At 44.7% G+C, this 25565-nt stretch carries 25 protein-coding genes and 1 tRNA gene; 11 read left to right on the top strand and 15 right to left on the bottom strand.

Going from position 1 to position 25565, the window contains the following annotated elements; genetic code table 11:
• The first annotated feature begins 9 nt into the window (after positions 1-9).
• From ACRQU7_RS17890 to ACRQU7_RS17880, 3 genes are all read left to right on the top strand, one after another.
• Positions 10-192 carry a DUF6440 family protein gene (locus ACRQU7_RS17890; protein ID WP_038326039.1) on the top strand — a complete coding sequence of 61 codons (183 nt, stop codon included), beginning with the start codon at positions 10-12 and terminating at the stop codon, positions 190-192.
• A 13-nt stretch (positions 193-205) separates the two neighbouring features.
• The gene (locus ACRQU7_RS17885) at positions 206-1477 is read left to right on the top strand and encodes a methionine gamma-lyase family protein (RefSeq protein WP_444642355.1); all 1272 of its coding nucleotides are present in this window, start codon (positions 206-208) and stop codon (positions 1475-1477) included.
• A 45-nt stretch (positions 1478-1522) separates the two neighbouring features.
• A tRNA-Leu gene (locus tag ACRQU7_RS17880) sits at positions 1523-1608 on the top strand.
• Between the two features lie 58 nt (positions 1609-1666).
• Here the strand turns inward: ACRQU7_RS17880 and ACRQU7_RS17875 are convergent.
• The 5 genes from ACRQU7_RS17875 to ACRQU7_RS17855 form a co-directional block, all read right to left on the bottom strand.
• Complete coding sequence (locus ACRQU7_RS17875) at positions 1667-4501, bottom strand: HAD-IC family P-type ATPase (RefSeq protein ID WP_444642353.1); 2835 nt, start codon at positions 4499-4501, stop codon at positions 1667-1669.
• A gap of 136 nt (positions 4502-4637) precedes the next feature.
• Positions 4638-5804, bottom strand: coding sequence for a hypothetical protein (locus ACRQU7_RS17870; RefSeq protein ID WP_444642351.1), 1167 nt, complete (start codon positions 5802-5804; stop codon positions 4638-4640).
• 74 nt (positions 5805-5878) lie between these two features.
• Complete coding sequence (locus ACRQU7_RS17865; RefSeq protein WP_326975367.1) at positions 5879-7030, bottom strand: HlyD family secretion protein; 1152 nt, start codon at positions 7028-7030, stop codon at positions 5879-5881.
• Positions 7031-7055: 25 nt separating this feature from the next.
• Complete coding sequence (locus tag ACRQU7_RS17860; protein WP_326975368.1) at positions 7056-9374, bottom strand: ABC transporter permease; 2319 nt, start codon at positions 9372-9374, stop codon at positions 7056-7058.
• Complete coding sequence (locus ACRQU7_RS17855) at positions 9368-10069, bottom strand: ABC transporter ATP-binding protein (RefSeq protein WP_326975369.1); 702 nt, start codon at positions 10067-10069, stop codon at positions 9368-9370. The genes ACRQU7_RS17860 and ACRQU7_RS17855 overlap by 7 nt, the downstream gene beginning before the upstream one ends.
• A 204-nt stretch (positions 10070-10273) precedes the next feature.
• On the opposite strand from ACRQU7_RS17855, the gene ACRQU7_RS17850 reads away from it, so the two are divergent.
• The 6 genes from ACRQU7_RS17850 (at position 10274) to ACRQU7_RS17825 (ending at position 14457) form a co-directional block, all read left to right on the top strand.
• Positions 10274-10954 (top strand): Crp/Fnr family transcriptional regulator, encoded by a 681-nt coding sequence (locus tag ACRQU7_RS17850; RefSeq protein ID WP_195464762.1) that lies wholly within the window; start codon positions 10274-10276, stop codon positions 10952-10954.
• A gap of 37 nt (positions 10955-10991) precedes the next feature.
• The gene (locus ACRQU7_RS17845; RefSeq protein ID WP_444642348.1) at positions 10992-11720 is read left to right on the top strand and encodes a Crp/Fnr family transcriptional regulator; all 729 of its coding nucleotides are present in this window, start codon (positions 10992-10994) and stop codon (positions 11718-11720) included.
• A 330-nt stretch (positions 11721-12050) separates the two neighbouring features.
• The gene (locus ACRQU7_RS17840) at positions 12051-13244 is read left to right on the top strand and encodes a DUF438 domain-containing protein (RefSeq protein ID WP_444642346.1); all 1194 of its coding nucleotides are present in this window, start codon (positions 12051-12053) and stop codon (positions 13242-13244) included.
• 30 nt (positions 13245-13274) lie between these two features.
• Positions 13275-13616, top strand: a complete 342-nt coding sequence (locus tag ACRQU7_RS17835; protein WP_444642344.1) for a cupin domain-containing protein — start codon at positions 13275-13277, stop codon at positions 13614-13616.
• A 53-nt stretch (positions 13617-13669) separates the two neighbouring features.
• Positions 13670-13858, top strand: coding sequence for a ferredoxin (locus ACRQU7_RS17830; RefSeq protein ID WP_195464769.1), 189 nt, complete (start codon positions 13670-13672; stop codon positions 13856-13858).
• Between the two features lie 188 nt (positions 13859-14046).
• Positions 14047-14457: a hemerythrin domain-containing protein gene (locus ACRQU7_RS17825; protein ID WP_195464771.1), complete on the top strand. Its 411-nt coding sequence runs from the start codon at positions 14047-14049 to the stop codon at positions 14455-14457.
• A 143-nt stretch (positions 14458-14600) separates the two neighbouring features.
• Here the strand turns inward: ACRQU7_RS17825 and ACRQU7_RS17820 are convergent, their stop codons facing one another.
• The 5 genes from ACRQU7_RS17820 to ACRQU7_RS17800 form a co-directional block, all read right to left on the bottom strand.
• Positions 14601-15299 (bottom strand): FprA family A-type flavoprotein, encoded by a 699-nt coding sequence (locus ACRQU7_RS17820; protein WP_195464773.1) that lies wholly within the window; start codon positions 15297-15299, stop codon positions 14601-14603.
• Between the two features lie 67 nt (positions 15300-15366).
• A complete protein-coding gene (locus tag ACRQU7_RS17815) occupies positions 15367-15903 on the bottom strand; it encodes a hemerythrin domain-containing protein (protein ID WP_326975375.1) in 537 nt (178 codons plus the stop codon).
• 1 nt (position 15904) lies between these two features.
• The gene (locus tag ACRQU7_RS17810) at positions 15905-16519 is read right to left on the bottom strand and encodes a hypothetical protein (protein WP_326975376.1); all 615 of its coding nucleotides are present in this window, start codon (positions 16517-16519) and stop codon (positions 15905-15907) included.
• Between the two features lie 57 nt (positions 16520-16576).
• Complete coding sequence (gene hcp / locus ACRQU7_RS17805) at positions 16577-18424, bottom strand: hydroxylamine reductase (RefSeq protein ID WP_326975662.1); 1848 nt, start codon at positions 18422-18424, stop codon at positions 16577-16579.
• A gap of 62 nt (positions 18425-18486) precedes the next feature.
• Positions 18487-18930 (bottom strand): DUF488 family protein, N3 subclade, encoded by a 444-nt coding sequence (locus ACRQU7_RS17800; RefSeq protein ID WP_266161644.1) that lies wholly within the window; start codon positions 18928-18930, stop codon positions 18487-18489.
• A gap of 115 nt (positions 18931-19045) precedes the next feature.
• Here ACRQU7_RS17800 and ACRQU7_RS17795 point away from each other — a divergent pair, with 115 nt between their 5' ends.
• Positions 19046-20422 carry an MFS transporter gene (locus ACRQU7_RS17795; protein WP_444642339.1) on the top strand — a complete coding sequence of 459 codons (1377 nt, stop codon included), beginning with the start codon at positions 19046-19048 and terminating at the stop codon, positions 20420-20422.
• An 84-nt stretch (positions 20423-20506) separates the two neighbouring features.
• Here the strand turns inward: ACRQU7_RS17795 and asrC are convergent, their stop codons facing one another.
• The 3 genes from asrC to asrA are packed head-to-tail and all read right to left on the bottom strand — an operon-like array spanning position 20507 to position 23287.
• Entirely contained in the window at positions 20507-21469 is a 963-nt protein-coding gene (asrC, locus tag ACRQU7_RS17790) for a sulfite reductase subunit C (RefSeq protein WP_326975377.1), read from the bottom strand.
• A gap of 17 nt (positions 21470-21486) precedes the next feature.
• Complete coding sequence (gene asrB, locus ACRQU7_RS17785; RefSeq protein ID WP_444642337.1) at positions 21487-22281, bottom strand: anaerobic sulfite reductase subunit AsrB; 795 nt, start codon at positions 22279-22281, stop codon at positions 21487-21489.
• A complete protein-coding gene (gene asrA, locus ACRQU7_RS17780) occupies positions 22268-23287 on the bottom strand; it encodes an anaerobic sulfite reductase subunit AsrA (RefSeq protein ID WP_326975379.1) in 1020 nt (339 codons plus the stop codon). The genes asrB and asrA overlap by 14 nt, the downstream gene beginning before the upstream one ends.
• A 165-nt stretch (positions 23288-23452) precedes the next feature.
• Here asrA and ACRQU7_RS17775 point away from each other — a divergent pair, with 165 nt between their 5' ends.
• On the top strand, positions 23453-23968 hold the full coding sequence (locus tag ACRQU7_RS17775) for a hypothetical protein (protein ID WP_444642334.1): 516 nt from the start codon (positions 23453-23455) through the stop codon (positions 23966-23968).
• A gap of 56 nt (positions 23969-24024) precedes the next feature.
• Here ACRQU7_RS17775 and ACRQU7_RS17770 read toward each other — a convergent pair whose 3' ends face one another.
• On the bottom strand, positions 24025-24693 hold the full coding sequence (locus tag ACRQU7_RS17770; protein ID WP_195464790.1) for a Crp/Fnr family transcriptional regulator: 669 nt from the start codon (positions 24691-24693) through the stop codon (positions 24025-24027).
• A 171-nt stretch (positions 24694-24864) separates the two neighbouring features.
• Positions 24865-25479 carry a pyridoxamine 5'-phosphate oxidase family protein gene (locus ACRQU7_RS17765; RefSeq protein WP_444642332.1) on the bottom strand — a complete coding sequence of 205 codons (615 nt, stop codon included), beginning with the start codon at positions 25477-25479 and terminating at the stop codon, positions 24865-24867.
• Positions 25480-25565 lie beyond the last annotated feature (86 nt).

The raw sequence follows: 25565 nt of genomic DNA, 5'->3' as shown, positions 1-25565 counted from the left end.
AAAGTTCCGATGAAAGAAAAGAGATTCAAGGCCATTTATTCGCAGGGGACGGTGGATGTGCAGAGAATCCTGGTGGACACGGAGACCGGCGTCCACTACCTGCAGACATCGTGGGGAAACTCCGGCGGGCTGACTCCGCTTCTGGACCGGGACGGCAGGCCTGTGGTCCGTTTTGTCAATGATGAGGAATAGTTGAGGAACAAACATGCTTTACCCTTATTTTACAATCGATAAAAAGATAAAGGACGCCTCGGAAAAGGCGTCGAAAATGATTGCGCCGGTTTTGGAAAAAATCGACGGGACTACCGATTACAACCAGCAAAAAATGATGGCGGCGTTTAATCAGGCGGGGGTCAGCGAAAGCCATTTTGCGGCGTCCACGGGCTACGGCTACGGCGACCGCGGGCGCGACGCGCTGGACGCGGTTTATGCCGCGGCGCTCGGCGCTCAGGACGCTCTTGTGCGCTATAATTTCGTCAGCGGCACCCACGCGCTGACGGTGGCGCTGTTCGGGGTGCTTCGCCCGGGCGACGTTATGCTCAGCGTAACGGGGATTCCCTACGATACCCTGCGCGGCGTCATCGGCCTTACCGGCGACGGAAACGGCTCTTTGAAGGAGTTCGGCATCCGGTACGAACAGCTGGAACTGAAGGCGGACGGAACGCCCGATTATGAAGAGATCGGACGGCGGGTCAATCCGGGAACCAGGATGGTCTATATCCAGCGTTCGCGCGGATACAGCCTGAGGCCTTCCCTTTTTGTGGAGGATATTGAAAAAATAGCGAAGATCGTAAAAGCCGGGGCGCCTGACTGCATCGTGATGGTGGACAACTGCTACGGCGAGTTTGTCCAGACGACGGAACCGGTCGGCCGCGGGGCGGATTTGATGGCCGGTTCGCTGATAAAAAATCCGGGCGGCGGCGTCGCGCCTACCGGGGGGTATATCGCCGGACGGAAAGACTTGGTGGAAAGCTGTTCCTACCGCCTGACCACGCCGGGCACCGGCCGCGAAATCGGCGCGACTCTCGGCAACAACCGGGAGCTGTTCATGGGCGCTTTCCACGCTCCGCACGTCACCGGCGAAGCGCTGAAAACCGCCTCGTTTACCGCGGCGCTGTTCAGCCTTTTCGGATACGATGTCACCCCAAAGTACGACGAGCCGCGCGCCGATATCATCCAGGCCGTGCTGCTGCGCAGGGAAGAGGCGCTGATCGCCTTCTGCAAAGGGGTGCAGAAAGGCGCTCCCGTGGATTCCTTTGTGACCCCGGAGCCTTGGGATATGCCCGGCTACGACTGCAAGGTCATTATGGCCGCGGGTGCGTTCACGCTCGGCGCTTCCATTGAGCTTTCCGCGGACGCGCCCCTGCGCGAGCCTTATGCCGCGTGGATGCAGGGCGGGTTGAACTACCACAGCGGCCGCCTCGGTGCGATGCTGGCCGCCCAGTCCATGTTGGAGCAGGGGATTCTGGGCGGATAAAGGGCTTGCAAAAAAGCTGTCACTACGGTATAATAGCTTTCGCACGCGGATATGGTGGAATTGGCAGACACGCCAGATTTAGGTTCTGGTGAGTAACCCTCGTGCAGGTTCAAGTCCTGTTATCCGCACCATGCCGAGTGTTCTTATAGTATTTGAAAGTGCTGTAAGAACACTCGGTTTTTTATATGCTTATCCTGCCATTTGCGCTTGGGAGTAGCTTACGGCTACTCCTTTTCTTGTCTGTATCAGAACATCCGGTTCCTGTAGAGATGAAACATCCGGTATTTCAATGGAGCCGATACAATTATAATGAATAGTCAGCTTCTGGACGTATACGCCGTTTACCTTCTCAGCCTGATGGACTTCAATGTGATCGATCAGTTCGTTCAGCATACGCGGTGTGAGCTTTCTGGCTCTGGTATATTTACGCACAGTGGCAATGAACATATCCGTGCCCACAGATTGACGGCTTTCTTTATCAAGCTCGGCCCTCAGCGTTTTTATCCGCCCTGCTAATCCGCTCTGCTCATCTTCATACTGCTTGGTCATTTTTGAAAACCGCTCGTCGGAAATTTTCCCGGCCACATTGTCCTCATACATTCGATCAAACAGTCGGTCAATCTCTTTATCGCGGGCCAACAGAGCATTGTATCCTTTTTGCTTTTTCTGCCGCTCAAGTTCCACCGTTTGCTGAGAATGTCCCATAACCGCTTTGACAAATTCATCTTCATACTTGCTCGCAAATTTTGTGAGCCTGTGGATTTCTCCCAGTACGACCTGTTCCAGAAAGTCGACACGGATATAATGGGTAGAAGTACAAGTACCCCGATTACCTTTGTAATTGGAACAGTTGAAATACTTGATGTCCGGGTTGCCCTGATTGAAGTGGTAATGCAGATTGTGACCGCAGTCGGCACAGACAAGCAAGCCGGAAAACATATTGGTTTCTCCCTCATTGGTTTTCCGCTTACGGATTTTGCCGCGCTTCTGCTGTACTTTTTCCCATGAAGCGCGGTCAATGACCGGATCATGCACATCCTTAAAGATAACCCAATTGTCACGGTCGTTCTCAATTCGCTTCTTATTCTTGTAGGATTTGCTGTACGTCTTGAAATTGAGAACGTCCCCGCAATACTCCTGTAAGGAAAGAATCTTCGTGATAGTTGAACTGTTCCATTTCGTGGGCGGTGCGTCTTTATGCTTGCCAGGGCGGTTGACACCTCGTGTTTGCCAATAAGATATTGGAGTCAGGATGCTATCCTTTTCCAGTGCGGCGGCGATCTGCTCCGGCCCAGAGCCGTCCAGCGTCATCTGATAAATCCGGCGAACAACGATAGCGGCTTCCTCATCCACAATCCAGCGTTTTGAATTGTCCGGGTCCTTGATGTAACCGTAAGGAGGCTGTCCCATCGGTTCCCCGGCATTTCCTTTGATCTTATTGCTGATACGTCGTTTTTTGCTGATATCACGGGCATACCACTCGTTGAACAGATTGCGGATCGGTGTTAGCTCATTTTCTCCCTCGGCGGTATCCACATTGTCGGAAACCGCGACAAGCCTGATGTCGTGATCGGGGAGGAATTCCTCCGTGAGTTTTCCAACCTCTATGTAGTTTCTACCCAAGCGCGACATATCCTTTACGAAAACAGCCGCCGCGTGGCCTTCCTCAAGCTCTTGAATCATCGCAACAAAACCGGGCCGCTCCATTGTGACACCGGAAATGCCATCGTCCGAGAAGTGGACAAGGTTCCTTTGTGCCTCTTGTAAATCTCGCTGCTGTTCCTTTGTCAGGGTGATTCCCTGTTCCGTCATCATCCGTTTGCTGCCTGCTATTACGACATTTCCATCTATGTCAGCACGAACTCCAAATCCTTTCAATGTCTCACTGGCAACCGCTTTTTCCACTGTAACATCCCGCTTCTTTACATAATTCACAATTGCCTTTGCCAGCGGATGATCGCTTGTACTTTCTAAGGCTGCCGCCAACTTCATAGCACCTGGAATATCTTCTGTGTAGCTGTAAACATTTGTCACATCAGGATGACCTGTAGTAAGTGTTCCTGTCTTATCAAACAGGAAGGTATCCACCTTGGCGAAGGTTGTCACGCTGTCACCGCCTTTTAACAACACACTGTCTTTCGCACCGCGGCCGATACCAGCCACGTTGGCTACCGGTGCCCCAATGACCAGGGCTCCCGGACATGCAAGGACAAGAACGGTGATCGCCGTATCCAGGTTACGGGTAATGAGCAGAACAAGTGCTGCAATTACAACGACTGCGGGTGTATACCATTTGGCAAACCTGTCAATAAATCGTTCCACCGGAGATTTCGCATCCTGTGCCTCCTCCACCAGTGCAATAATCTTGGAAAAGGTGGTATCCTCTCCCACACGGGTTGCACGCATCTGTAAGATTCCACTGTCAAGGATGGTTCCGGCATAGACCTGATCTCCAACCACCTTATGAATTGGAACGGATTCGCCGTTGATGCTTGCCTCATTCAGATACCCTTCTCCGAATTCGATGATACCATCAACGGCTACCTTTCCACCAGTCTTGACCAGCAGCAGGGTATCCTCTTTCACCTCATCTGCATCAATCTCCTCTGGTTCAGCTGTCTGGCTCTCTAATCTCCATGCAGTGGCGGGTACCATCTCTGTAAGCATCCGGATGGCACTGCGGGTCTTCTGCAACGTACGCTGTTCCAGGTATGTTCCGAATTGGAAAAGAAATGTCACGATAGCTGCTTCGCTGTACTCTCCGATAAACAGTGCGCCAAATACTGCAATGCTCACTAAAACTTCAATGCCAATGGCTTTCATCCTCAGTCCTGTGATTGCCCGGAAGAAGATTGGCAATCCTGCTAGCACTGTGGCAACGAGATAACAAATGATTGTGGCTGTTCTCATATTTGTCACTCGTTCTGCCAGATACCCTAAGACTGTCAGTATGCCTGCTGCAAATGTAAAAGGTGTCGTATACTTTTTAAGGAATTGATTCAGTTTTCGATTCCATTTACTCATGTGTATCTACCTCCTAACTGTCTGAATCGTAGCAGATCCTGTCAGGGAAGTAATTGACGTGTGTCAAAAATCTAATGACACGCTAAAATATTGATTAAATCAGAGAAAAAGTTTTTAATTGTATACTGTTACGCATTTAATTTGATGCAGGAAGCCCACGCATAATCCATTTATAACTTTCTATCTCTTGGGAAAGTCCCAACATCGCAGCTTTTACAGAATATTGTTGTGAAAGCGTATTATATCTAATTTTAGCGTAATCCATGGTGGAGAGAATTCCTGCTTCATGTTTTTTCAAAGCCTGTTCTTGACTAAATTCCGCGGTTGCTAGTTTTTGCTGTTTAGCAGTCAGTACAACCTTTTTTTCTTGTATGGTTTTATACTGCTTATCCAGCGATGAGCCTATGTTCTGTAACTCAAGTTCCATGTCATCATTGAGAGCATTTTTTTTATCTTTTTCTTTATATGTCTCGTCACTTAGAACTGCGCGCTGCTTGCGTTTAATTTTTATATTATAGCTTGCATCCTGTGCTGCAGTGAGATCACTGTCCAGATCAATTTTATTTGTATAATCGGTGTCCGGATTTGGAACATTTCCAAATACAATCGTATCGTTATAAGAATGTCCAAGTAAAATATTCATTTCAGTGTCGATAGCTTTCGACTGATTTTGTAGATTGGTTATGCTGCAATCCAAAGTGTTTAAGGCATCTTGGGCTTGCGCGACATCAAGGCTGGTACCCTGCTTCAGGTTGTATTTCGTTTGGGCAGTCGAAAGAGTGTTTTCTAGCAGTGCGCGGGAATCTGTCAGGTCCTCTATATTGTATTGGAGCTGATAGTGAGTAGAAAACAAACTTTGAGCGGTTCTCACAATCTGATAATTTGCCAAATCAGTTTGTAAATCCGTCAATTCAAAATCATCCTCCGAAGTATCTTCCTGCATATCTAATATTTTAGACAAGGTAGAAAGCGTTACGCTGGTACCCTTTGCAACAGTTTTCAATTCTTCCGAAGCATCCGGATCATTTAGAATTGCTGTAAGACTTTGAGAGGTTTTTGAAACCGTATCCAGAATATTTTCATATTTTTTCTTCAGCTCATTTTTATTATCAAGGCTGTCAAGGCTTAGCATGTTACTGTTTACCTGCAAATTATTTCCCAAAACAGTTTGTTCCACCTTTGAATATTCAATTGTATAGGGCGTCTTTTTTTCAGCAGTATCCTCTGCAAACGCGGGTACCGTCGTATTCAGGGCAAACAGTACCACCATTGTAAATAAAACGGCTTGTTTTCTCACTTTCATGAGATTTACTCCTCCTTATATCCTATTAAGTAATTTGCATAGCAAAATTCACTTCCGATAGGTAAATTCCGTTGTTAATCATTGCTGCTTTTATTTTTCATTCCCGACACATTGTTTTTAATAGAAAAATGGACGTCCGATGTCAAACCGGGTTTTATATATTCGCTGTTTTCATCCGGCTTCACTTGTACTTTAACAACACGGTCACCGTCGTGATCCACCGCCAAACTTGGAATTTTGGTAATGTGTCCTGTGATCTTTAAGTTTTTGTTAGACGTTGGCACAATATAGACCTTGCTGGTTGCTGAGATTTCTCCAATGAATTCCTCCGGTACTTCCGCGCTGACATAGATGCTGTTCGCATCAATTAGGCTGATTACATTTTGGGCTGTTTGGCCACTGATGATGGTTCCCCTTTTTACATTGATTTCTTTCACAATGCCGGATGCCAGGTTAGAAACAATATTTGCCCCGGAAATGTAGGGCTCGTCAGCTTTTGAACTCATTATGTCAAGATTTGCCTGTGCCGCTGTAACATTAGCTTTCTGTTGATTTAGCTGAACCTGCGCAGTTTTCAATGAGATGTTTAACGAATCGATCGCCTCTTGCAAAGCGCGCTTTGTCTTTGCAATGTTAGCTTTCGCATCATTAACAGCTTTACTCTTTTGATTCAGCGCATCGGAATATGTATTAAAATCAGATTGAGATATTGCCCCACTTTTAAGCAACGTTTTGTATTTATCCAAATCTTCACGCGCCTGTTGTTCTTCCTTTTGGGCAAGATTTAGGGCATTTTTGTATAATTGCAAATCCGGACTACTCCCGTTATTGAGCTCTTTTATCTTGTAAGCAATTTGATTCTTCAGAACTGAAATCTGCTCTTGCAGAGAGGCTTGATCAACGTTGTCGGCGGAAGCTTTTGCCGAGTCAACTTTTGCTTGTAACTCTTTTATATTGTTTTCATATGCATCGGTAGAAAGTGTGATCAGCTTGGTTCCTTGTTTTACATTATCACCTACACTCACGTTGATGTTTTCCACTTGCGCGGGAAAATCAATGCTGATTTGGGACTCGCTGCTGTATAAGACTTCCCCCCAAGCAACAATATCCGTATTAGTTGCCGAACTCCCAGAAGACACGCTTGTTTGTGGTATATTATCAGTCTTTTGGCAGCCTGTGAGCAGCAAAAGCAATGCGGTTAGCAAAATTGCATAATACTTTTTCATATGTGGCAGAACCTTCCTTTATCAATCATTCAACGCTTTTCAGCGCCTGAAGCATATCAATGGATTTAATTTTTTTGCGGACGACATGGTTTACAATGGCTGCGAAGATCAACGTTATCAGTGCTGCAATCAATATTCTGTCTACCGTCACATGGCTGATTAAATCAAAGTCATCGCCAAACCCTCCAGCTATTGTATTAGCAAGAATTTTTCCGATCGGAATTCCTAAAAAGATACCAATTATTGTAGAAAATAAATTTTCCATAAGAACAAGCGGCCGAATTTCTTTTTGATGGAAACCAAGGACTTCCAATGTGGCGAGGTCTCTTACCCGTTCGGCAAAATTCAACATCCCCATGTTATAAAGTACTACAAAAGCCAGAATCGCACCCGATAAAATCAGGAGGAAAGAGGTCCCGAAGATAGCGCTGAGATTACTCTCAAAATCTGATTTCTGGGTTTTCCTGTCTGTATAGCTGGCAACATAATCGCTGTTTAAAAAATCGTTATCCTTATGCGTCCATTTTACAAGCACTGACGTGGGACTATATTTTTCGCCGATTTCCTGCCAATAACTGTCTGTCATGTAAATGCCTTGTGAACTTGGCATATAAACAATCTTAATGATTTTAACGGGATAGTACGAATTGCCGCTTCGCTTCAAGTTCACCGTATCGCCGGCTTTCACGTGCATGAGTTCGGCCAGTTTCCTTGTCATTGCGATTCCGGTATCTGGCAGGGTAACACTATTGCCGTGCAAATCCTTTAGATGGATCAGCGGACTTTCCTTTGAAAAAACAGAGATGACGGACATTTTTCGCAGTCCGCTCTGAGTGGTAAGTTGAACGGAAGTTTCCTCTAAATTCTGTACAGTCCCATCAAGATGCAAATTCTTTAAAACTTTGTCTGTAGTACCGCTGGTGAGAATGATTTTCTGGTCATAGGAGTATGTTTGATCATAAAGTGTTTTTGGAATTCCAGATACAAGATCAAACAGGGCCAAGGCGCCTATAATCAACCCCGCGCAGCCCGATACGCCGAGAATGCTTACGATGATTCTGAATTTATTGCGCATTGCATTTCGCATAATCAGTTTCTGGCTGAATTTCAGGCGGTTCCAGATGTAGGGCAGATGCTCCAGTAAGATATGGCTTCCTCTCTTTGGTGCTTTGGTCCGGAGCAATTCAGACGGTGTTTCATTCTGGAGCTTCAGGCACGAGTAGCAGGAGATTCCTCCGGTAAAGAGCAGAATAATGGAAGCGCCGATCAGAAACTTAGGAATGTTGACAACCATATCCTCAATGGGAAAAGTCATAAGGTGTTCCAATTTGGAAAGCAGCAACCTTCCAATCACATTTGGACCGAACAGGACTCCAACGAGGATACCCACTACACCAATGTAGACACCATAGGAGGTGTAATGCCACAAGATGCTTTTCCTGCTATAGCCTAACGCTTTTAATATCCCTATTTGGTTGCGCTGGTCTTCCGTCAGCCTCATCATAGTGCTGAAAGTGATAAGAGCGGTAACCAAAAAAAACATAAAAGGAAAAATTGTGGCAAGGGACTGGAATTGGATAACCTTAGCGTTCGCAAAATTGACGCCTCGATTATCGGTTTGTGTTATCACAAAGTTGAGCTTTTTTCCGAATATGGAATCCATTTGGCTTTGGACTGCCGCAGTATCCGCTCCCGGAGTAAGCTGAACTTCGATTTGGTTATAGGGTTTCACGCCGCCGTAGGCGGAAGCAATCCGGTCTTCATCCATCACAATAAACCCATAGCCCTTTGGGTCCGGCATCATGGAAGCGGTATCTTTAATCGCATAGATATTTTCACTGCTAAGAGCGAGTGCTTCAATTATAACCACAATTTTGTGATCGTTTACCTTTACGGTCAGGGAGTCTCCAACAGAAAGACGATTGGCCTCTGCGAACGAACGGTCAAGGATTGCGCCTCGTTTGCTCACCCTTTTTCCCGTCATCACCTCCGCCATATCAAGCGTGTTTTCCGAGGGAACGGCATAAATCTGCAAAGATGGTTTTCCGTCTATCTCGGCGGTGGCATTGTTGATCGAAAACCGTTTTTCCGCCTTCTGCACACCTTCAATATTCCGGACCCTCCACAGATTCAATTCGGAGGGATTCGAAGCGGATATCCAAAAATCTGAAAGGTCGGTGGCTTTGTAAAAACTTTGAGAATGTTCATATACTGTGGTCCATATGGTATCCAGCCCGACCGACATACCGATAGCAAGTACAGCCATAATGAAAATAGACAGAAATTGAGATCGGTTTTTCTTCATATCCTGAATCGATTTTTTAAAGAGTGCACCCTTTACCATACAATTTCCTCCACAGGTCGCGGATGCTCAGTATGCCGGGTTTCAGTGATCTGCCCATCGCGCATGTGGATTACAGTATCCGCCATTTCGGCGATCGGTGCATTATGTGTGACCACGATTACTGTTTTTTTCATATCACGTGCTATATCGCGAATCAGCTTAAGCACGATTCGACCGGTACCGGAGTCCAAAGCACCGGTGGGTTCGTCACAAAGCAAAATCTGCGGATTTTTTGCCAGTGCCCGGGCGATAGATACCCGCTGTTGTTCACCGCCGGACATCTGGCCCGGGAAATTGCTTTTTCGTTCTCCCAGACCTACCCGCTCCAACATCTCCACAGCATTCAGTGGCTCTTTGCAAATTTCTTCTGCAAGCTGTACGTTTTCTAGCGCTGTTAGGTTGGGAACAAGGTTATAAAACTGAAATACAAATCCAATTTTGTCCCTGCGGTATGTAGTCAGTTCTTTGGCCCCAAAATTTGATATATCTTCGCCGTTTACTGTGATAGTTCCTTTCGTCGGTGAATCCATGCCGCCCAGCATATTCAACACCGTTGTTTTTCCCGCCCCGCTTTGCCCAAGCACAACGTTAAATGACCCTCCTTCCAGAGAAAAACTGATTCCTTTCACAGCTTTTATGATACTATCTCCTACGATGTATTCCCGCTCCACTTCTTCAAATTGAATAAAACTCATTCCAGATCCCCCTTATAGAGAAATAGGCCATTTGAAAACTTGATTTTTTTTCACTTAATATCGGTATTGGCTTTGATGCCTGCTTAAAAAACAGATTTTCCAACTATAAATTCTCCTTTCATTTTCATTTCATTTGTATTATAATCTAAAGCAACAAAAATAAGAGTAACACAGGTTACTCTTTATAAAGAAGATGATAAAATTATGGAAGACCTGATCCCAACACTTGCATTGACCAACTTATTTCGGTGCTTTTCAACGGAAGAATTGTCAGTCCTTTTAAAAAAAGAGCATTACCATGTCAAGCGATATGCCAAAGGCGCTGTGATACACCTTCAAAACGAGAAGTGTGTCAGTCTTGACATTGTTTTACATGGGACGGTTTTGGTTCAAAAAATTGATTCAAACGGGGATATGCTTACCCTTTGCAGTTTTATGGCCGGTGATTCTATAGGCGAAAACCTTCTTTTCTCGCGGAATAATCCGTATCCTATGACAATGACCGCAAAATCTGATACGGATATTCTCCACGCTGACAGAACGTTAATTCTATCACTGTGCCAAAATAGCAGTGGATTTCTGGAAAATTTTCTTCAGTCAATCTCCGACAAAACACTGATTCTGGCAGGAAAAATTAATACTCTTTCCATGAAAACGATTCGCCAGTGCATGATCGAATTTCTACTTTATGAATACCGAATTCAGCATAATGCAACGATACGATTGGAAGTATCAAAAAAGGAGCTTGCTGAAAAATTAGGTGTTCAAAGGCCGTCACTATCCCGGGAACTGAAGAAAATGCGCAATGAAAAACTGATTGACTTTGATGCAAAAAGCATAACCATCAGGGATATGAAAGCACTGAAAAGGCTTCACACCGAGTGATAAATGAAAAGGTTGTTAAAAAGGAGTGACAAGGTTCATGGAGAAATGCGATGTATGTGCTGCACAATGCTTACATAAGCTTTGCATGCACAAGGTACCGATTTTTTCATCACTAAATCAGAATGATTTGATTCATATTGCTTCTGTTATCCATCATAAAAAATACCTGAAAGGAGAAACTCTTTTTTTCGAGGGAGATAGACCAGACGCCTTAGTGATTGTCAATGAGGGAAGTGTCAAGGCCTTTAAAATTACTCAGGATGGTCGGGAACAGATCCTTTATGTGTTTTCGGAAGGAGATTTTTTCGGCGAGCGCAATCTTTTCAGCAGACAGGCATCTGCCTACTCCGTGGAAGCGTTGGAGCCAGTTAAGACCTGTTTCTTTACTAGGGAGAGCTTTTACGGGTTGCTCCGAGCATACCCTGATATCGCGGTAAAGATTATTGAAGAATTGGGAGAACGCATGAACCGCATGGAAAATGCGCTGCAAAGCATGGGGGTGCGCAGCGTTGACGAGCGTGTCAGCGCACTACTTCTCGATTTTGCTGAAAAATATGGGACTTCCGTGCCGGGCGGTACCCTAATCCGTCTACCACTGAGCCGTGAGGGTATGGCCAATTATCTGGGAATTGCAAGGGAAACAGTAAGTCGAAAACTTGGTCTATTGGAAAACGAGGGAATCATCCGATCGAACGGAAATAAGAACATTTTGTTACTGGATCGCAATATGCTAGAATCATCGGCTGGAAAATTAATTGATCATTAATTTTTGAAACCAAATAAAAAATTTGATTGCAATCACAGAAATACCTTTCACAGCCTGTTACAATGACGATGAAATCAGATGCAGGCTGCGGGAGGTATTTCTCTATATTTGAAAGATAAGATAAATTTCTGGTTTGATTAGGGCAATGTATGAATTGTGACGCGACGATTCGGGAATCACTAAATGTTGGCAGTAATTGGTCTCCATGTTATCCCATAATCGGATATTGCAGTGGCGGACAAGTTTATGGTAAATCTAAAGAGAACAAGAAAAAAGATCAGACTTGCAGCCATAAAACAGGCACAGTTACAAAATTGAGGAGGAATCCACATGAGTGAGGAAATCAATAACCGGGAATATCGCCAAAGAGTTCTGAAAGAATTGATTACACAGCTGCATAATGGCAAAAGTGTTGAAGAGGTCAAGGGACGGTTTGCCGCTGTGTTCGGAGGAGTATCAGCAGAGGAAATCGCACAGGCGGAGCAGACTCTTGTCGCAAACGGTTTGCCGGTTTCCGAAATTCAGCGCCTTTGTGATGTGCATGCGGCTGTGTTTAAAGGCTCTATTGAAAAAATTCATCAGCCGTCAGACCCATCGGAGATTCCCGGACATCCAGCTAATACCATGAAACGTGAAAACGAAGCTATTGAAAAATTGATTGCAGAAATCCGAAAAGTAATAGATCAATCATCGGGTGAAAAAGATGTGGAGACCTCTCTCAGTCGGCTCGCCGAGATCGACTGCCATTATCTTAAAAAAGAGAACCTTCTATTTCCTTACATGGAACAGTATGGTATTACAGCTCCTCCAAAGGTAATGTGGGGCGTGGACGATGAAATCCGCACGCAGCTCAAAGAAATAAACGTGCGGCTTAAAACAACTGATGTTTCACATTTGAAAGGGCAAATTGAAGAACTACTTGCGAAAATCAGTGAGATGATTTTTAAAGAAGAAAGCATTATGCTTCCGATGCTGCTTGAAAACCTGACACAGGATGAGTGGAAGCATATTGCCGACGAGAGCGGCGAACTTGGCTATTGTTTCATTGATCACGTACCGGAGTGGTCGCCGGTCGTCCGAAAAGAACAGAAAATTGTTCGGCAAGAAGAGACCTCTCCAGGTGTCATTACCCTGCCGACCGGAGTGCTGAAAACCGAAGAACTTGTGAGAATGCTCGATACTCTTCCCATTGACATTACCTTTGTGGACAAGGACGACACAGTAAAGTATTTTTCACAGGGAGATGAGCGCATTTTTCCGCGAACAAAGGCAATTATAGGTCGGAAGGTTTCCAATTGTCATCCACCGGCAAGCGTGCATATCGTGGAAAAACTCGTAGAGGATTTCAAAACCGGACGGAAAGAGAGTGAAGATTTTTGGATTGACATGGGTGAAAGATACATTCTTATCCGGTATTTTGCTGTGCGCAGTGAAAAAGGTAAGTATCTCGGCGTACTGGAAGTGACCCAAAATATCAAGCCCATTCAGAAAATCAAAGGTGAAAAGCGCCTAGTTTCAGAATAGTATTGAGATTGAAGAAAGGTGATTTAAAGTATGGAAACGCATTATTTAAAGAATATTGAATTTAAGAGTGCATTAGAGTTGTCCTCACTGGTCGAATACCAGCAGGGACAGGTTGTGAGCCGGACTCTTGCGCAAAACAAGGCAGTAAGTATTACCCTGTTCGCATTTGATGAAAACGAAGAAATCAGTTCGCACTCATCGGATGGTGACGCGATGGTGACTATTCTTGAGGGAACGGCGCATATTACCATTGAGAACCAACAATTCTCACTTTCCGAAGGGAAAACCATTGTGATGCCAGCAGGAGTCCCTCATGCTGTGGCGGCAGACGGAAAATTCAAGATGTTGCTTACGGTTGTATTCCCACAGTAATAAACATGTTCTTATATCAATTATTTGTTACAGTTTGAAAGGATGAGAACTTTATGAAAGCAAAACTTGACAGAAGTGGATGCATCTCCTGCGGGCTCTGCGCGGAAACCTGCCCGGATGTTTTCCGGATAGCTGACGATGGAGTGGCTGAAGTTCATCAGGAAAACGTTCCTACAGAAGCCGAAGACAAAGCCGTGGAAGCACGGGATGGATGCCCCGTTTCTGTAATTACGGTTGAATAACCTTTCTTTGCTGAATGAAAAAATGAGCGATAGCCTTCATGTAAAGGAGCGTCGCTCATCTCTTCTGTATCGGCTAATATTGGCCATACCAAAGTAAAAATATGCTTTTCGTTGCATATGCAACATAGTTTTCATGAACGACACAGTATACTGTTAATATCACCACAAGTAAAAAGGAGAACAAAATCATGAACAATCTGGAGATGTTAAAGAAGCAGCACGGGGAGATTTATGAACTCATCAAAAATATAAACGCTTTGGTTTCCGCTAACCTTGAGTCAAACATAAATGATATTGCTTTTCAGATCAATGCCCTGTCTGGAAAACTAAAAATGCATCTGATGTCGGAAGACAAATTTCTGTACCCCTCACTTATGCATAGCAACCGTCAGGAAGTAAAGGATAAAGCGAAAGAATTCAATCATGAGATGGGTAGCCTTGCGGAACAGTTTGGAGCGTTTGTCCAACAGTATAATACGCCCTTTAAAATTCTTCAAAGCAAGGATCCTTTCCTTACAGACAGCAAAAAAATGTTCAGTCTGATTGAAGAAAGAATTCGCCGCGAGGACGGAATCTTGTATCCGTTGGCAGAAGATTAGCGAGCAGGAAAAAGAGTGAACCCAAAACAAATGCTTTGGACATTTCCGTGGAGAACGCTCCTGCCCAGAACTATAAGGAGACAGCCATTGCCGCAAGAGGGATGAATCCTTTCTCAGCAATGGCTGTCGTTTTGCCAATTCTATTATTCTATTTTGTTTCTATAAAGCTCCATTACAGCGGAGAATTCATTTTCAATAATCAGCCCATGCCCCGGAGCAATTAGCCGGATTGGCAGGTCCGCCAGTTTTAAAACCACTTCTTTTTCTGATTGTGACGCGGACCCGAATACTTTTTCGTAGTAACGCTCTGCCGCTTTTAAAAGCGTGTCTACTGGGTAATCAAGGTCTATCGGAGGTTCCGCCGCCGCATATTGTCCAAACAAATCGTTAGAGAAAAGGATATTGTTCCTGTTCCAGAAAGTTACCATGTTATCATCCCAGTGCAATCCCGGAGTCTCATAAAACGTGAACTTGTATTCCCCATATTCAACAGCATCACCGGTTTTAACCGCATGAAAATTGGCTTTCGGGAGTGCGCTCATAAGACGTTTCTTACAGGCTTCCGTGCACAAGACGGGAACGTCCGGGTATTGCTGCAGCACCATTGGAAGAGCACCGCTGTGGTCTTCTTCGGAATGGTTCAGGATGATGGCATCCAGCGGCTTTTCTCCAATGACAGAAACGATTTCATCCGTTAGCATGGAAGCAGTTCTGTCGGGGAGAGTGTCAATCAAGATGTTTGCTTTCCCAGTGATGAGGTAAGCCAGAAAAGAAAATTCCTTATCCGGCTTTATGATCGTCTTTCCGATAGCATAACATTGTTCGGATAGTTGATATTTCATGGTTCTCCTTCTTTCTAAACGGATGCAAAAACACTTCATCGCTTCCATGAACCATTTTTCCGGAAAGCTATTTTCGAACAGTGTCCGAATACCGTTCCATAAAGAAATCTTCCCGATTCATTTTTTCCGCCAACTCGGTCATCCTCTGAACCACACCGGGATCAAGATTCCTTTGCGCATAGGGATATACGACTGTGTTCTCTTTTTCCATATGGCGCTCCAGCAAATTGCAGTAACCGACGGCGTTGGCTATGATATCAAGCATGTTCTTGGTGGATCTGTTTTTTTCATATGCATCCAGTGCTTTCTCCAAATCAGACACCAGAAGTCTTGCCCAATCGTGTTCCACCAACATGCCATGCTGGACCAGATTGACCGCAACGCTGCCCAAACGGTCAAGCATTTCTTGAAACAGAATTTTCTCTTCTTTTCGGTGGTGATGTCCGTCCGCGTAATCGCGGATAAATTGAACCATACTACGGAACTCTGCAACATGAACGCTTTGGCTCTCAATGCAATTTGCGCACGTATTCCGAACATAACCGCAGAATGTCAAGATGCGGTCATGTTCTTCTTTTAATGTTTCAAAAATTGTTGTATTCATATTACCCTCTTGAAATTCGGAAGGTGAGGCCGTTCAGTTGCTCAAATGCAAATGACTTTTGAAATAAGAATCCTTTGATCCATTCAGCACGTAAACGATAAAAAACGGCTGCATCTGCGCCGAGTGCTTTCCAATATTCTTCGTGGATACCCCCGACATAACTCCAGATAACTTCATCCTGACTTTCGGTCTGAACCTCTACTGCGCTGTCGCAGGGCATTCCGTCTAAAAGAAAATCGGTGATTTCGGTGTAAATTTGCATACAGTCAAAATTGGAGGAGGACGATGTTCCTTTTTCCTGCCCATCCTGATAAAATACAGATAAAATGCTCTTAAGTCTTTCTTCATGGCCGCTCAACAGCTGAGTGACGGCATATGCCAAACGGTTTTCAACACATGCAACACGCTCATAGAGCCAACCGTGGATATTGTTCCCGTCAATAATTCCTTCCAGCGGACCTTGCTCAAGCTCTCCGTACTTTTGATTGATTTCCTGCCGAAGACCGCTACTCCAACCCTCTGACTCTGAAAGTGAGAGAATGGCCTGAACGAGAAATTCCTGTCCTTTTATTTTTTGATACATCCACTCATGAACAGGACCTAAAAATGCACTCATGAAATTATCCTCCTAAAAGGAACCGGTGCGGCAAAGTCGCACCGGTTCTGCCGTTCATTATTTCAAAAATTGATTCAATCTGTGCAAAACTTCGTCTACGTTGATTCCGTGAACCGCGCATGCGTCATTCAGAGATTCCATCTGAGAGGCGGGGCAACCGAGGCAATGCATCCCGCAGCCTGTTAAAATTCGCTCCGCTTCCGGATTGAAACTAAGAATATCGCCAATGAGCGTATCGCCTGTCACCTTTGCTTCCGGCTCCTTTTCCTGCGGACCAAAGAAGTTCTGAATATCATCATCCACGGTCGAGACCCCTGCAATTCCGAAGTTTTCCACCAGGACTTTCGCAACATTAGGAGACAGAAATGCGGGCAGCGTCGGGCCAAGATGAATGTTTTTTACACCGAGGGCCAGAAGCGCCAGCAGTACGATGACCGCTTTCTGCTCATACCATGCAATGTTGTAGACAATCGGCAGGTCGTTAATGTCGTCAAGCCCGAACACTTCCTTGAGCTTGAGGGCAATCACCGCCAGAGAATAGCTGTCATTACACTGACCGGCATCAAGCACGCGCGGAATACCGCCGATATCGCCTAGGTTCAGCTTATTGTACTTGTATTTGGCGCAACCAGCCGTCAAAATAACCGCGTCTTTCGGAAGTGCCTTCGCAAAATCGGTATAGTAATTTCTGGATTTCGCCCGCCCGTCGCATCCGGCCATGACAACGAATTTCTTGATAGCGCCGGATTTTACCGCAGCCACAATCTGATCCGCGAGTGCGAGGACCTGGTCGTGTGCGAAGCCTCCGACAATTTCACCGGTTTCAAGTTCAGTCGGCGGAGCGCAGCGTTTAGCATGGGCAATCAGTGCAGAAAAATCCTTTTCTTCACCGGGTCCGCCTGAAATGTGAGGGCATCCGGGGTAGCTTACAGTGCCTGTTGTGTAAACCCGGTCTTTGTAGCTGTCCTTTGGCGGAACAAGGCAGTTCGTTGTCATAAGAATTGGGCCGTTAAAGGCTTCAAACTCTTCCTTCTGCTTCCACCATGCGTTGCCGTAATTGCCGACAAAATGGGAGTATTTTTTGAATGCAGGGTAATAATGTGCAGGCAGCATTTCGGAATGGGTGTAGACATCGACGCCGGTGCCCTCTGTCTGCTTAAGAAGCATTTCAAGATCGCGCAGATCATGGCCTGAAATCAGAATGGCAGGATTTTTACCGACGCCAAGCTTTACCTTTGTGATTTCCGGTTTTCCGTAAGCGGATGTATTTGCGTCATCCAACAGTGCCAGCGCATCAACACCATATTTTCCGGTTTCCAGCGTTAGAGCCACCAGCTCATTGACACCAAGAGAACTGTCCATTGTTTTGGCAAGCGCACTCTGCAGGAATGCGTCAACTGCTTCATTTTCCTTGCCAAGCGCGTTCGCATGCTTTAAATAAGCCGCCATGCCCTTGAGACCGTAGAGGATCAGTTCACGCAGGCTGCGGATATCCTCGTCTTCAGTGGCAAGAACGCCGACCAAAGAAGCTTTCGCCGCGTATTCCACTTTCTGCGCATCCCATAATGCTGCTTCAGAGAGACTCTCGCGGTTATTTAACTGGCCCAGCAACTCTCTTTTATGGTTTAGCGTAGTCTGAATGCGGTCAGTAATAAAATCAGGGTCAAAGTTCGCGTTGGTGATGGTCACAAAAAGATTTTCCGTAATAAGATGATTAATGTCCGTAGAAATCGTTTTTTTCTCTGTGCGAAGCTGTGTAGTTACTTCGGACAGACCTTTTGTTACATAGATAAGCAGATCCTGCAAATTAGCCGTTTCGGGTGTCTTTCCACAAACACCCGTTTGCGTGCAGCCGGAGCATCCGGCTGTTTCCTGACATTGATAGCAAAACATTTTGTTTCCCATTTCTTGTTCCTCCTGTTCTTCATTCAAAAAATATTTTTTGATTTTATGATACAAATTCATAATCACTCACCTGCCAGTCTTTTTGAGTCTGCAAGAAGCCCCCGAAGGACCTCGCTGTGGGAACGACGTCTTTTAGTGGCTGTACCGATCAGGCATACACAGGAGTAGTTCCCGTAATGCTCCTGAAAGTAACTAATGGCGTTTCGGGCTTCCATAGCAGACCGATACTCTGCAGAATATTGATCCCACTGAATCCAATGATGAAGATAACGGTCTAGAAGCTGCGGTTCCGGCGTGAAAAAGCGGTCGTGGACATAAGCAGCATGACAGATTTTGGGGACAAAGAAAGTTAAATCTTTTTTCTTTGTAAACCCGCAAAGCTGTGAATCGTTTTTCAACCGTACATCCAGCACAAGATCCGCGTGATTTTGCAGAATTTTATCAAAAAATTCGGATGCCGATGTCTGATAAGCACTGATTTCAAATATGCTGCTTATCTCTCTCACCCCCGTTTCTGTTCTCGATTGTACAGGATTTTGGGGTATGATGATGTTGCAAATGCAACATCATCATAATTTTTATTTATATATACTGAGAAAAACCTTTTCTGGGAGAGATACCATGAAATTTGAAACTACTCCAATAAAAGCATATCAAGGAGACGAAAAAATCGCATTTCCCGAAAAACTGGCCTACGGTTGTGGCGGTCTCGCGGACGTTGGTATTGCAGTAGCCATGAGCACATATCTTCTGTTTTACTATACGGATGTCATAAAAGTAAACGCTGCCGCAGTAGGAACAATTTTCCTCGTTTCGCGGCTGCTCAGCGCTTTCACCGATATACTGATCGGTCTTTTGGTGGATGCAGGAAAATCGAAGCAAGGGAAAGCCCGTCCATGGATTCTACGCATGTGCCTGCCATTTGCGGCTTCCGGCGTTCTGCTATTTTCATTGCCAAATCTGCCTGATATCGGAAAATACGTTTATATCTTTATTACCTATACCACATCCAACTTCTTTTTATCTTCGTTGAATATTCCTTACGGGGTTCTGAATTCCCTGATGACACAGAATCCATACGAACGGGCATCGCTGAATATTTTCCGCATGGTAATGTCGCTGATTGGAACACTTGCTGTCAATAATTGCATGCTGCCGCTTATAAAACTTTTGGGCGGCGGCAGGGTCGGCTGGCAACTTGTTTCTGCCCTTTATGGCACACTGTCGGTGCTTTTATATCTTGTTACTTACTGTTTTACAAAAGAACGGGTTGGGCAAGCAATTCCGGTTAAAAAAATCCGAATCCCGGTCCGGGAAGATTTCGGATTTTTAAAACAGAACAAATACTGGTTCATGCTGTTCCTCGCAGCGATCGCATCCTACATCTCGGCTCCTGTTTCGGGCGGAATCAAAATTTATTACACGCAATATGTTTTGGGGAACAGCACGCTGATTGGGCTGCTGACAACCGTGAATACCTTGGCTAAGGTTGCGGGCCTTTTCTTACTGTCACCCCTTGTCAAGCAATTCGGAAAACGCAATTCGGTCATTCTGGGACTTAGCATTTCTGCCGCTGGGATTCTAATACAAACGTTAAATCCGCACAGTATCCCTCTGGCGGTGACGGACAACCTGCTGCGAGGAGTGGGGAATGCACCGATTACCGGCGTCTCTATGGCGATGCTTGCCGATACTGCCGAATACGGCTACCTAAAAAGCGGTGTACATAGCGAGGGAATTCTATTCAGCATGACGAGCTTTGGTAAGAAGATCGGCGCTGCGATTGGAAGTTCCGCCCTTCCACTGACGCTTTCTTTATGCGGATACTCAGCACATACTGAATCGCCCTCGGCATCCGCGGTCAATGCAATCCAATGGCTTTCTCTTGCTTTGCCGCTGGTAGTCATTGTATTTCAGATCGCGGTTCTTTCACACTATAAACTGGATCAAGAATATCCAGTGATTCTGGATGATTTAAAAAGGCAGAGGAAAGCGTAAAATGACCATCTGGGAAGCCGTGTTGAATAGCTCACCAGATGGTCGATGCTGATAAACAATTTTAATGCAATTTGTGCATTTAACTCAGTACCTGATTCCCTGCCAATAAACCGGTGAAACGACTTCTGCAATTTCAGGAAGAGAAATGTCATGGAGCGCCCAATTTTTGAATTCTTCAAATCCTGTGCGATCGACAATATAGCCAATGTGCTCCTTGCCGCCTACGGCGTTGGGGTCGATGTAGTGCTCTACATAATCGTATGTATTCAGAATAATTTTTACAATGCTGTCTTCATCCGCCCATTTGATGAAGTCTTCCCCTAGCCGGGGATTTTTCTTTCCTGAGCGGCCTAACAATGTCAGGCGGTAATATTTTTGACTGCTTCGCGTCCAAGCACGAGTTGGGCAGTTGAGCACACATTCTCCGCACCCAATGCACTTTTCCGCATTCCGGTGTGGACGATATTTCTCAACGGTGAGCGCACCAGCCGATTTTTTTTTGCAAAATTTGACGCAGGCACCGCAACTTACACACCGTTCCGGTTCCAGATGCGGTTCGGTCATGCCCATAATTCCAAAATCATGCATCCGAACCTTTGCGCAATCATTTGGGCAACCCGTGAGGGCAATCTTGAAATGCAGATCGTTTGGGTATATTGCCTTTTCAATTTGCTGTGCAAATGCCGTTGTATCATAGCAGGCATAGGGACAAACCCTACTTCCGACGCAGGCGGTGACATTACGGGTTCCGGACGCCGGATATCCTTTTCCCGCTTGTGTCTGGTTGATACCAAGCCCTTCGATCACCGGCTGGAGCATTTCGTTTACTTGCGGCATGTCCTCAAAACGGATGCCAGGCAATTCAAAGCCCTGACGGCTGGTGATATGGACGGTTCCGTTTCCGTAGGTTTCCGCAATGGTTTGAATCATGGATAAATATTTCGCATCCATATGCCCGCCGGGCACACGAATTCGTGAAGCCGTTAGTCCGCGTTCCTTGGTAACGCGAAAGGCGTTCTTTTTCAACACTTTCGTATCAATATCCAATCAAAACACATCCCTTCTCAGTCTGCCAGACATTTGCCAGCAGCATAATTGAACACCGGACCGTCAAGGCACACGTAGCTGCTGCCAATTTTACAGTGTCCGCATTTACCGACGCCACAACACATTTTCCGTTCCTGTGAAATCCAGATATTCTTTTCCTTAAAATCTTCTTTTAGCAGACCCTGCACGGCAAACTTCATCATCACCGGCGGACCGACTACCGCCGCGACTGCATCGGGACAGCTTTTCAGCTTCAACTGAGGAATATATTGTGTGACCAGCCCTTCCCGATAGGAATCGTCTCCATGCGCGTCGTCCACGGTCAAAATGATGTGAATTATCTTCTCCCAGCGTTTCAGGTCTTCTTTAAATAAAATATCATTCGGAGATTTAAAGCCTGCAATCAACGTCATACCCAGCATTTCATCCGGATGGCGTGCAAAATAATCCACTAATCCTTTAACCGGAGAAAGGCCTGTACCGCCGGATATAATGACAATCTCCTTCTCTTTAAAATCATTCAGGTCAAAACCGTTGCCATAGGGCCCGCGCAAAAAGAGCCGTTCCCCTACGTAGCGTTCAAAGACTTCGTCCGTGACAAGGCCAACCTTTCGTATGGTAAGGTCTATCGTACCATCTCCCATGCCACTGACTGAAATAGGAGCTTCTCCGTATTTTGGCATGGATACCTCAAAAAACTGTCCAGATTTTATTTTGCCTTCATATGCCATTCTGAAAGTATATTCGATCTGTGTATGCTGAATAACTTCCTTAATCTCAGATGGGAACGAAACATATTCATTTTGCGGCATAGTCTTTTACCTCCTCAACTGCATCCTGCAAGCGGTTGACACAATGGGAAAAAGAGATATATTCCGGACAGATATCGTCACAACGGCCGCAGCCGACACACATTTGATAGCCGAAACGTTCCTTGAAATCATAGACCTTATGCAAAACCTTATATCGCATCCGCTCACCGTTTTTCTTTCGGAAGCTCCCGCCGCCCGCAATGTCGGTAAAACCATTGACCATGCAGGATGCGTGTACACGCCGACGCTCTCCAACAACTCGACTTTCCGAAATATCCTGCATCGTGAAACACGTACAGGTCGGACAAACAAAATTGCAGCGGCCGCAGTTAATGCACCGACTGTCATACTCATCCCATATTTTCGATTTGCCTACTTCGGGGGAAAGCTCATTTGGTATCAAAACATGATTTTTCGTCTCCGAAACATGAGAAGGGATCACTACCCTCTGATCCATACAATGCTCTTTCAAAAGCCTGCTCCATTCGTCACAACGATTGTCTACGAGGAAACCTCCGTCTGTTGGCTCAAGGCTCATATCATATTCGTTCGTTTGGTTAGTTCCCATATCGACGCAAAAGCAGCTGTCAAATGCTTTCCTGCAACCCATTAAAATAAATTTTGTTCTTTCCCGTAGCCTTTTGTAATAATAATCTTCATTGCGGCCATTTTGAAGGAAGATTCCATCCAGCCGCTTGACTGCATGCAGGTCGCAACTGCGAAGGAAAACGATACTACCTTTTTCCTCCGGTTCCGCTTCACATATCCGCTCGTCCGTAAAAGACAGAAGTGTCTGAGAGACAGGAAACAGCACTTCTTTGAATGAATAATTTGATTTTTGGTCAAACACAATATCCCTGGCTTTTTTAATAACCCCGTACCGAATACAATCCACGTCAGAAAAAGTATTGCCACCGGTGATTCGGATTGGCCCATAAATCTTATATTCTTTTCCTAAGCATTCCAAGATAGCATTCAGGCCATTCTCGTTGAGATAAAAGCCCATCTATTTTTCCTCCTTAATAAAGCACTTGTCCGCAATCTTTTTAATATCTCAACTTTTTATTATAATGTTCAGTTTCCACAATGACGTTGCAATCGCAACATACAGAAGTGAATTTCAAATTTATAATGAATATTACTTCCTTCGACTGCTATAGGGGGCAATCAAATGTATAAAGAAGAAAATCCTCAAATTGCGAAAGGGCAATTGATAGGAGCTCTAATTGGACTTGCACGCGCAACAGATGGAAACGTAAACAGACCAACGGAAGAAACAGATAGGGCTTTTCTCAAAGGAATGCAGATGTGCTTCCCACATTGGGAGGAATCCTGCCAGCAGATTCACGATCAAATTGAGGTGATTCATGAAGAAAAGTGGAAACTGGTGTCCCGGTGTCTGGAATGTGCCTCGCCTTGCGGACGTAATAATGATTGTGATATTGCAGGGTTAAATGGAATGAAAAATGCGCAATTGAGATACGTGCTTCTCTCAGGTTTGCTTTTTATGGCTTCTTCGTCAATTTCTGATGTAAAGCTCTTGAAGGATCACAAAATAATGGGATTTTTTTATAGGGCTTTTTTCTTCATCGGTTACGATTGTGATGAAAAAGACCTAATCTTGTTTATTAATGAGCTTGGAGAATGGCAATACAAACTCTCTTTCCAGATGGACTCTGACGAATGATTTGCAAAAAAAATGGTTCCCGGCAATAGCGGGAACCATTTTAAAGAAAGATTCTATTATGTTAGCCTTTCCATGGAAAATGTATTTTTATCGTAATCCAGCAACCCGTCAGTTTTCATTCGGGATAGTTCCCTAGTTAAGGCGCTGCGGTCTACACATAAATAATCAGCCAGCTCAATACGTCCCAACGGCGACTCGAATTTATCACTTTGGTTTATCTGTACCTGCTGAGAAAGCCATGTTAAAACACGTTCCCGTATGGACTTTTTAGACAGAATATCCATCTTTTCCATCAGCTTCACGTTTTTTCGTGCGATTAAAGTCACCATATTTTCAATAAGCTTATGATGATAAACGCAGGATTTATTGCATGAACAAAGTACGCGATGGAATGACAGACATAGTATTTTGCAATCAGTTGCCGCCTGAAAGGATACGGCGCTGCTACTGTAATCTCCGCATACGAAACTTTCTCCAAAGATTTCCCCAGATGTCATGGTGGCAAAAATTGTCTTTTCACCCCATATATCTTCTTTGACCATATGAACGGTTCCCTCAATCACCACACCGATTTGTTTGAGTTCCGAACCTTCTATAAAAATAAACTCTGATTTTTGGAAACTTCTGGTTACTGCCCCCAGACAATTTAACATGGCGGTCAGCTCGGTTTCCTGAATATTTTCGAACAAGCGCGAGCCTTTAATTTTTATAATTTCGTTTGGCATACACTCTCACCCCATTTACGATCATAGCATACACAAAGTCATGTTGCAATCGCAACGTAAGGAGTATACTATGTTAAAATATCCAAGGATTATTTTGAAACTGATTCTTATGCACAGGCGACAGGAAATCAACCATCCATTTCGCTTTTACATAGCTTCTTAATCTTTGTTTTAGTCAAGAAATCCCAGAAAATTTTTGTTTTTAATATTATCTTCCCTTGTGAGATATAAATCAGTATCATCATAGGGTTCGCTATCTTCTGGCACATTGTAGACATCTACAAACGGAACATCTTCAGGTCTGCGAACGGGAATTTCGGTCTTTCCCGACACATCCTCCCAATTACACTCAATAACATACATATTGATAGCCTTGATACCTTTAGGATTTTTACATCCGCTACGGTGTGTCTTTTTAAATAGAGCCTGAAGTGCAGTTTTACAGTATTCAGGTTCCTTATCCAATTCTATCATGTGAATTTTTCCAAAAGCCATAACAGACCGAAAATCATGGACATGTCCTTTATAAGGATGATCAGGATAATTTCTCCATGCTGCAAATGACAAACAGACATTTGGATTATTTTTAATCAATTTTAACTTATAACCTTCTTTACCTGTATGAACAAAAATCAAAAGCTTATCTTTTGTAACACCATATCCGTAATTCATGGGAACAACGTAAGCGTTATTTTTGTCCATGAACCCAACATGAACAATCTCACATAAATCAAGAATTGCAGTGATAATGTCGTGATCGTAAACATATCTCTCATATCGAACCATAATTTTGCTTCCTTTACACTTATTTTATTTTTGCTTTCCTGAATGTTTTCAAACAAGCATGAATCTTTAATTTTACAATTTCGTTT

The organism is Caproiciproducens puteiluti (genome assembly GCF_052442865.1).
Lineage (GTDB): Bacteria > Bacillota > Clostridia > Oscillospirales > Acutalibacteraceae > Caproiciproducens.
This window is presented reverse-complemented; position numbering and strand designations above follow the sequence as displayed.

What these genes read in the sequence shown, in the direction of transcription:
- ACRQU7_RS17890 (WP_038326039.1), top strand. Translation starts at nt 10, where the DNA reads ATGAAAGAAAAGAGATTCAAGGCCATTTATTCGCAGGGGACGGTGGAT.
- ACRQU7_RS17885 (WP_444642355.1), top strand. Translation starts at nt 206, where the DNA reads ATGCTTTACCCTTATTTTACAATCGATAAAAAGATAAAGGACGCCTCG.
- ACRQU7_RS17875 (WP_444642353.1), bottom strand. Translation starts at nt 4,501, where the DNA reads ATGAGTAAATGGAATCGAAAACTGAATCAATTCCTTAAAAAGTATACG.
- ACRQU7_RS17870 (WP_444642351.1), bottom strand. Translation starts at nt 5,804, where the DNA reads ATGAAAGTGAGAAAACAAGCCGTTTTATTTACAATGGTGGTACTGTTT.
- ACRQU7_RS17865 (WP_326975367.1), bottom strand. Translation starts at nt 7,030, where the DNA reads ATGAAAAAGTATTATGCAATTTTGCTAACCGCATTGCTTTTGCTGCTC.
- ACRQU7_RS17860 (WP_326975368.1), bottom strand. Translation starts at nt 9,374, where the DNA reads ATGGTAAAGGGTGCACTCTTTAAAAAATCGATTCAGGATATGAAGAAA.
- ACRQU7_RS17855 (WP_326975369.1), bottom strand. Translation starts at nt 10,069, where the DNA reads ATGAGTTTTATTCAATTTGAAGAAGTGGAGCGGGAATACATCGTAGGA.
- ACRQU7_RS17850 (WP_195464762.1), top strand. Translation starts at nt 10,274, where the DNA reads ATGGAAGACCTGATCCCAACACTTGCATTGACCAACTTATTTCGGTGC.
- ACRQU7_RS17845 (WP_444642348.1), top strand. Translation starts at nt 10,992, where the DNA reads ATGGAGAAATGCGATGTATGTGCTGCACAATGCTTACATAAGCTTTGC.
- ACRQU7_RS17840 (WP_444642346.1), top strand. Translation starts at nt 12,051, where the DNA reads ATGAGTGAGGAAATCAATAACCGGGAATATCGCCAAAGAGTTCTGAAA.
- ACRQU7_RS17835 (WP_444642344.1), top strand. Translation starts at nt 13,275, where the DNA reads ATGGAAACGCATTATTTAAAGAATATTGAATTTAAGAGTGCATTAGAG.
- ACRQU7_RS17830 (WP_195464769.1), top strand. Translation starts at nt 13,670, where the DNA reads ATGAAAGCAAAACTTGACAGAAGTGGATGCATCTCCTGCGGGCTCTGC.
- ACRQU7_RS17825 (WP_195464771.1), top strand. Translation starts at nt 14,047, where the DNA reads ATGAACAATCTGGAGATGTTAAAGAAGCAGCACGGGGAGATTTATGAA.
- ACRQU7_RS17820 (WP_195464773.1), bottom strand. Translation starts at nt 15,299, where the DNA reads ATGAAATATCAACTATCCGAACAATGTTATGCTATCGGAAAGACGATC.
- ACRQU7_RS17815 (WP_326975375.1), bottom strand. Translation starts at nt 15,903, where the DNA reads ATGAATACAACAATTTTTGAAACATTAAAAGAAGAACATGACCGCATC.
- ACRQU7_RS17810 (WP_326975376.1), bottom strand. Translation starts at nt 16,519, where the DNA reads ATGAGTGCATTTTTAGGTCCTGTTCATGAGTGGATGTATCAAAAAATA.
- hcp (WP_326975662.1), bottom strand. Translation starts at nt 18,424, where the DNA reads ATGGGAAACAAAATGTTTTGCTATCAATGTCAGGAAACAGCCGGATGC.
- ACRQU7_RS17795 (WP_444642339.1), top strand. Translation starts at nt 19,046, where the DNA reads ATGAAATTTGAAACTACTCCAATAAAAGCATATCAAGGAGACGAAAAA.
- asrB (WP_444642337.1), bottom strand. Translation starts at nt 22,281, where the DNA reads ATGCCGCAAAATGAATATGTTTCGTTCCCATCTGAGATTAAGGAAGTT.
- asrA (WP_326975379.1), bottom strand. Translation starts at nt 23,287, where the DNA reads ATGGGCTTTTATCTCAACGAGAATGGCCTGAATGCTATCTTGGAATGC.
- ACRQU7_RS17775 (WP_444642334.1), top strand. Translation starts at nt 23,453, where the DNA reads ATGTATAAAGAAGAAAATCCTCAAATTGCGAAAGGGCAATTGATAGGA.
- ACRQU7_RS17770 (WP_195464790.1), bottom strand. Translation starts at nt 24,693, where the DNA reads ATGCCAAACGAAATTATAAAAATTAAAGGCTCGCGCTTGTTCGAAAAT.
- ACRQU7_RS17765 (WP_444642332.1), bottom strand. Translation starts at nt 25,479, where the DNA reads ATGGTTCGATATGAGAGATATGTTTACGATCACGACATTATCACTGCA.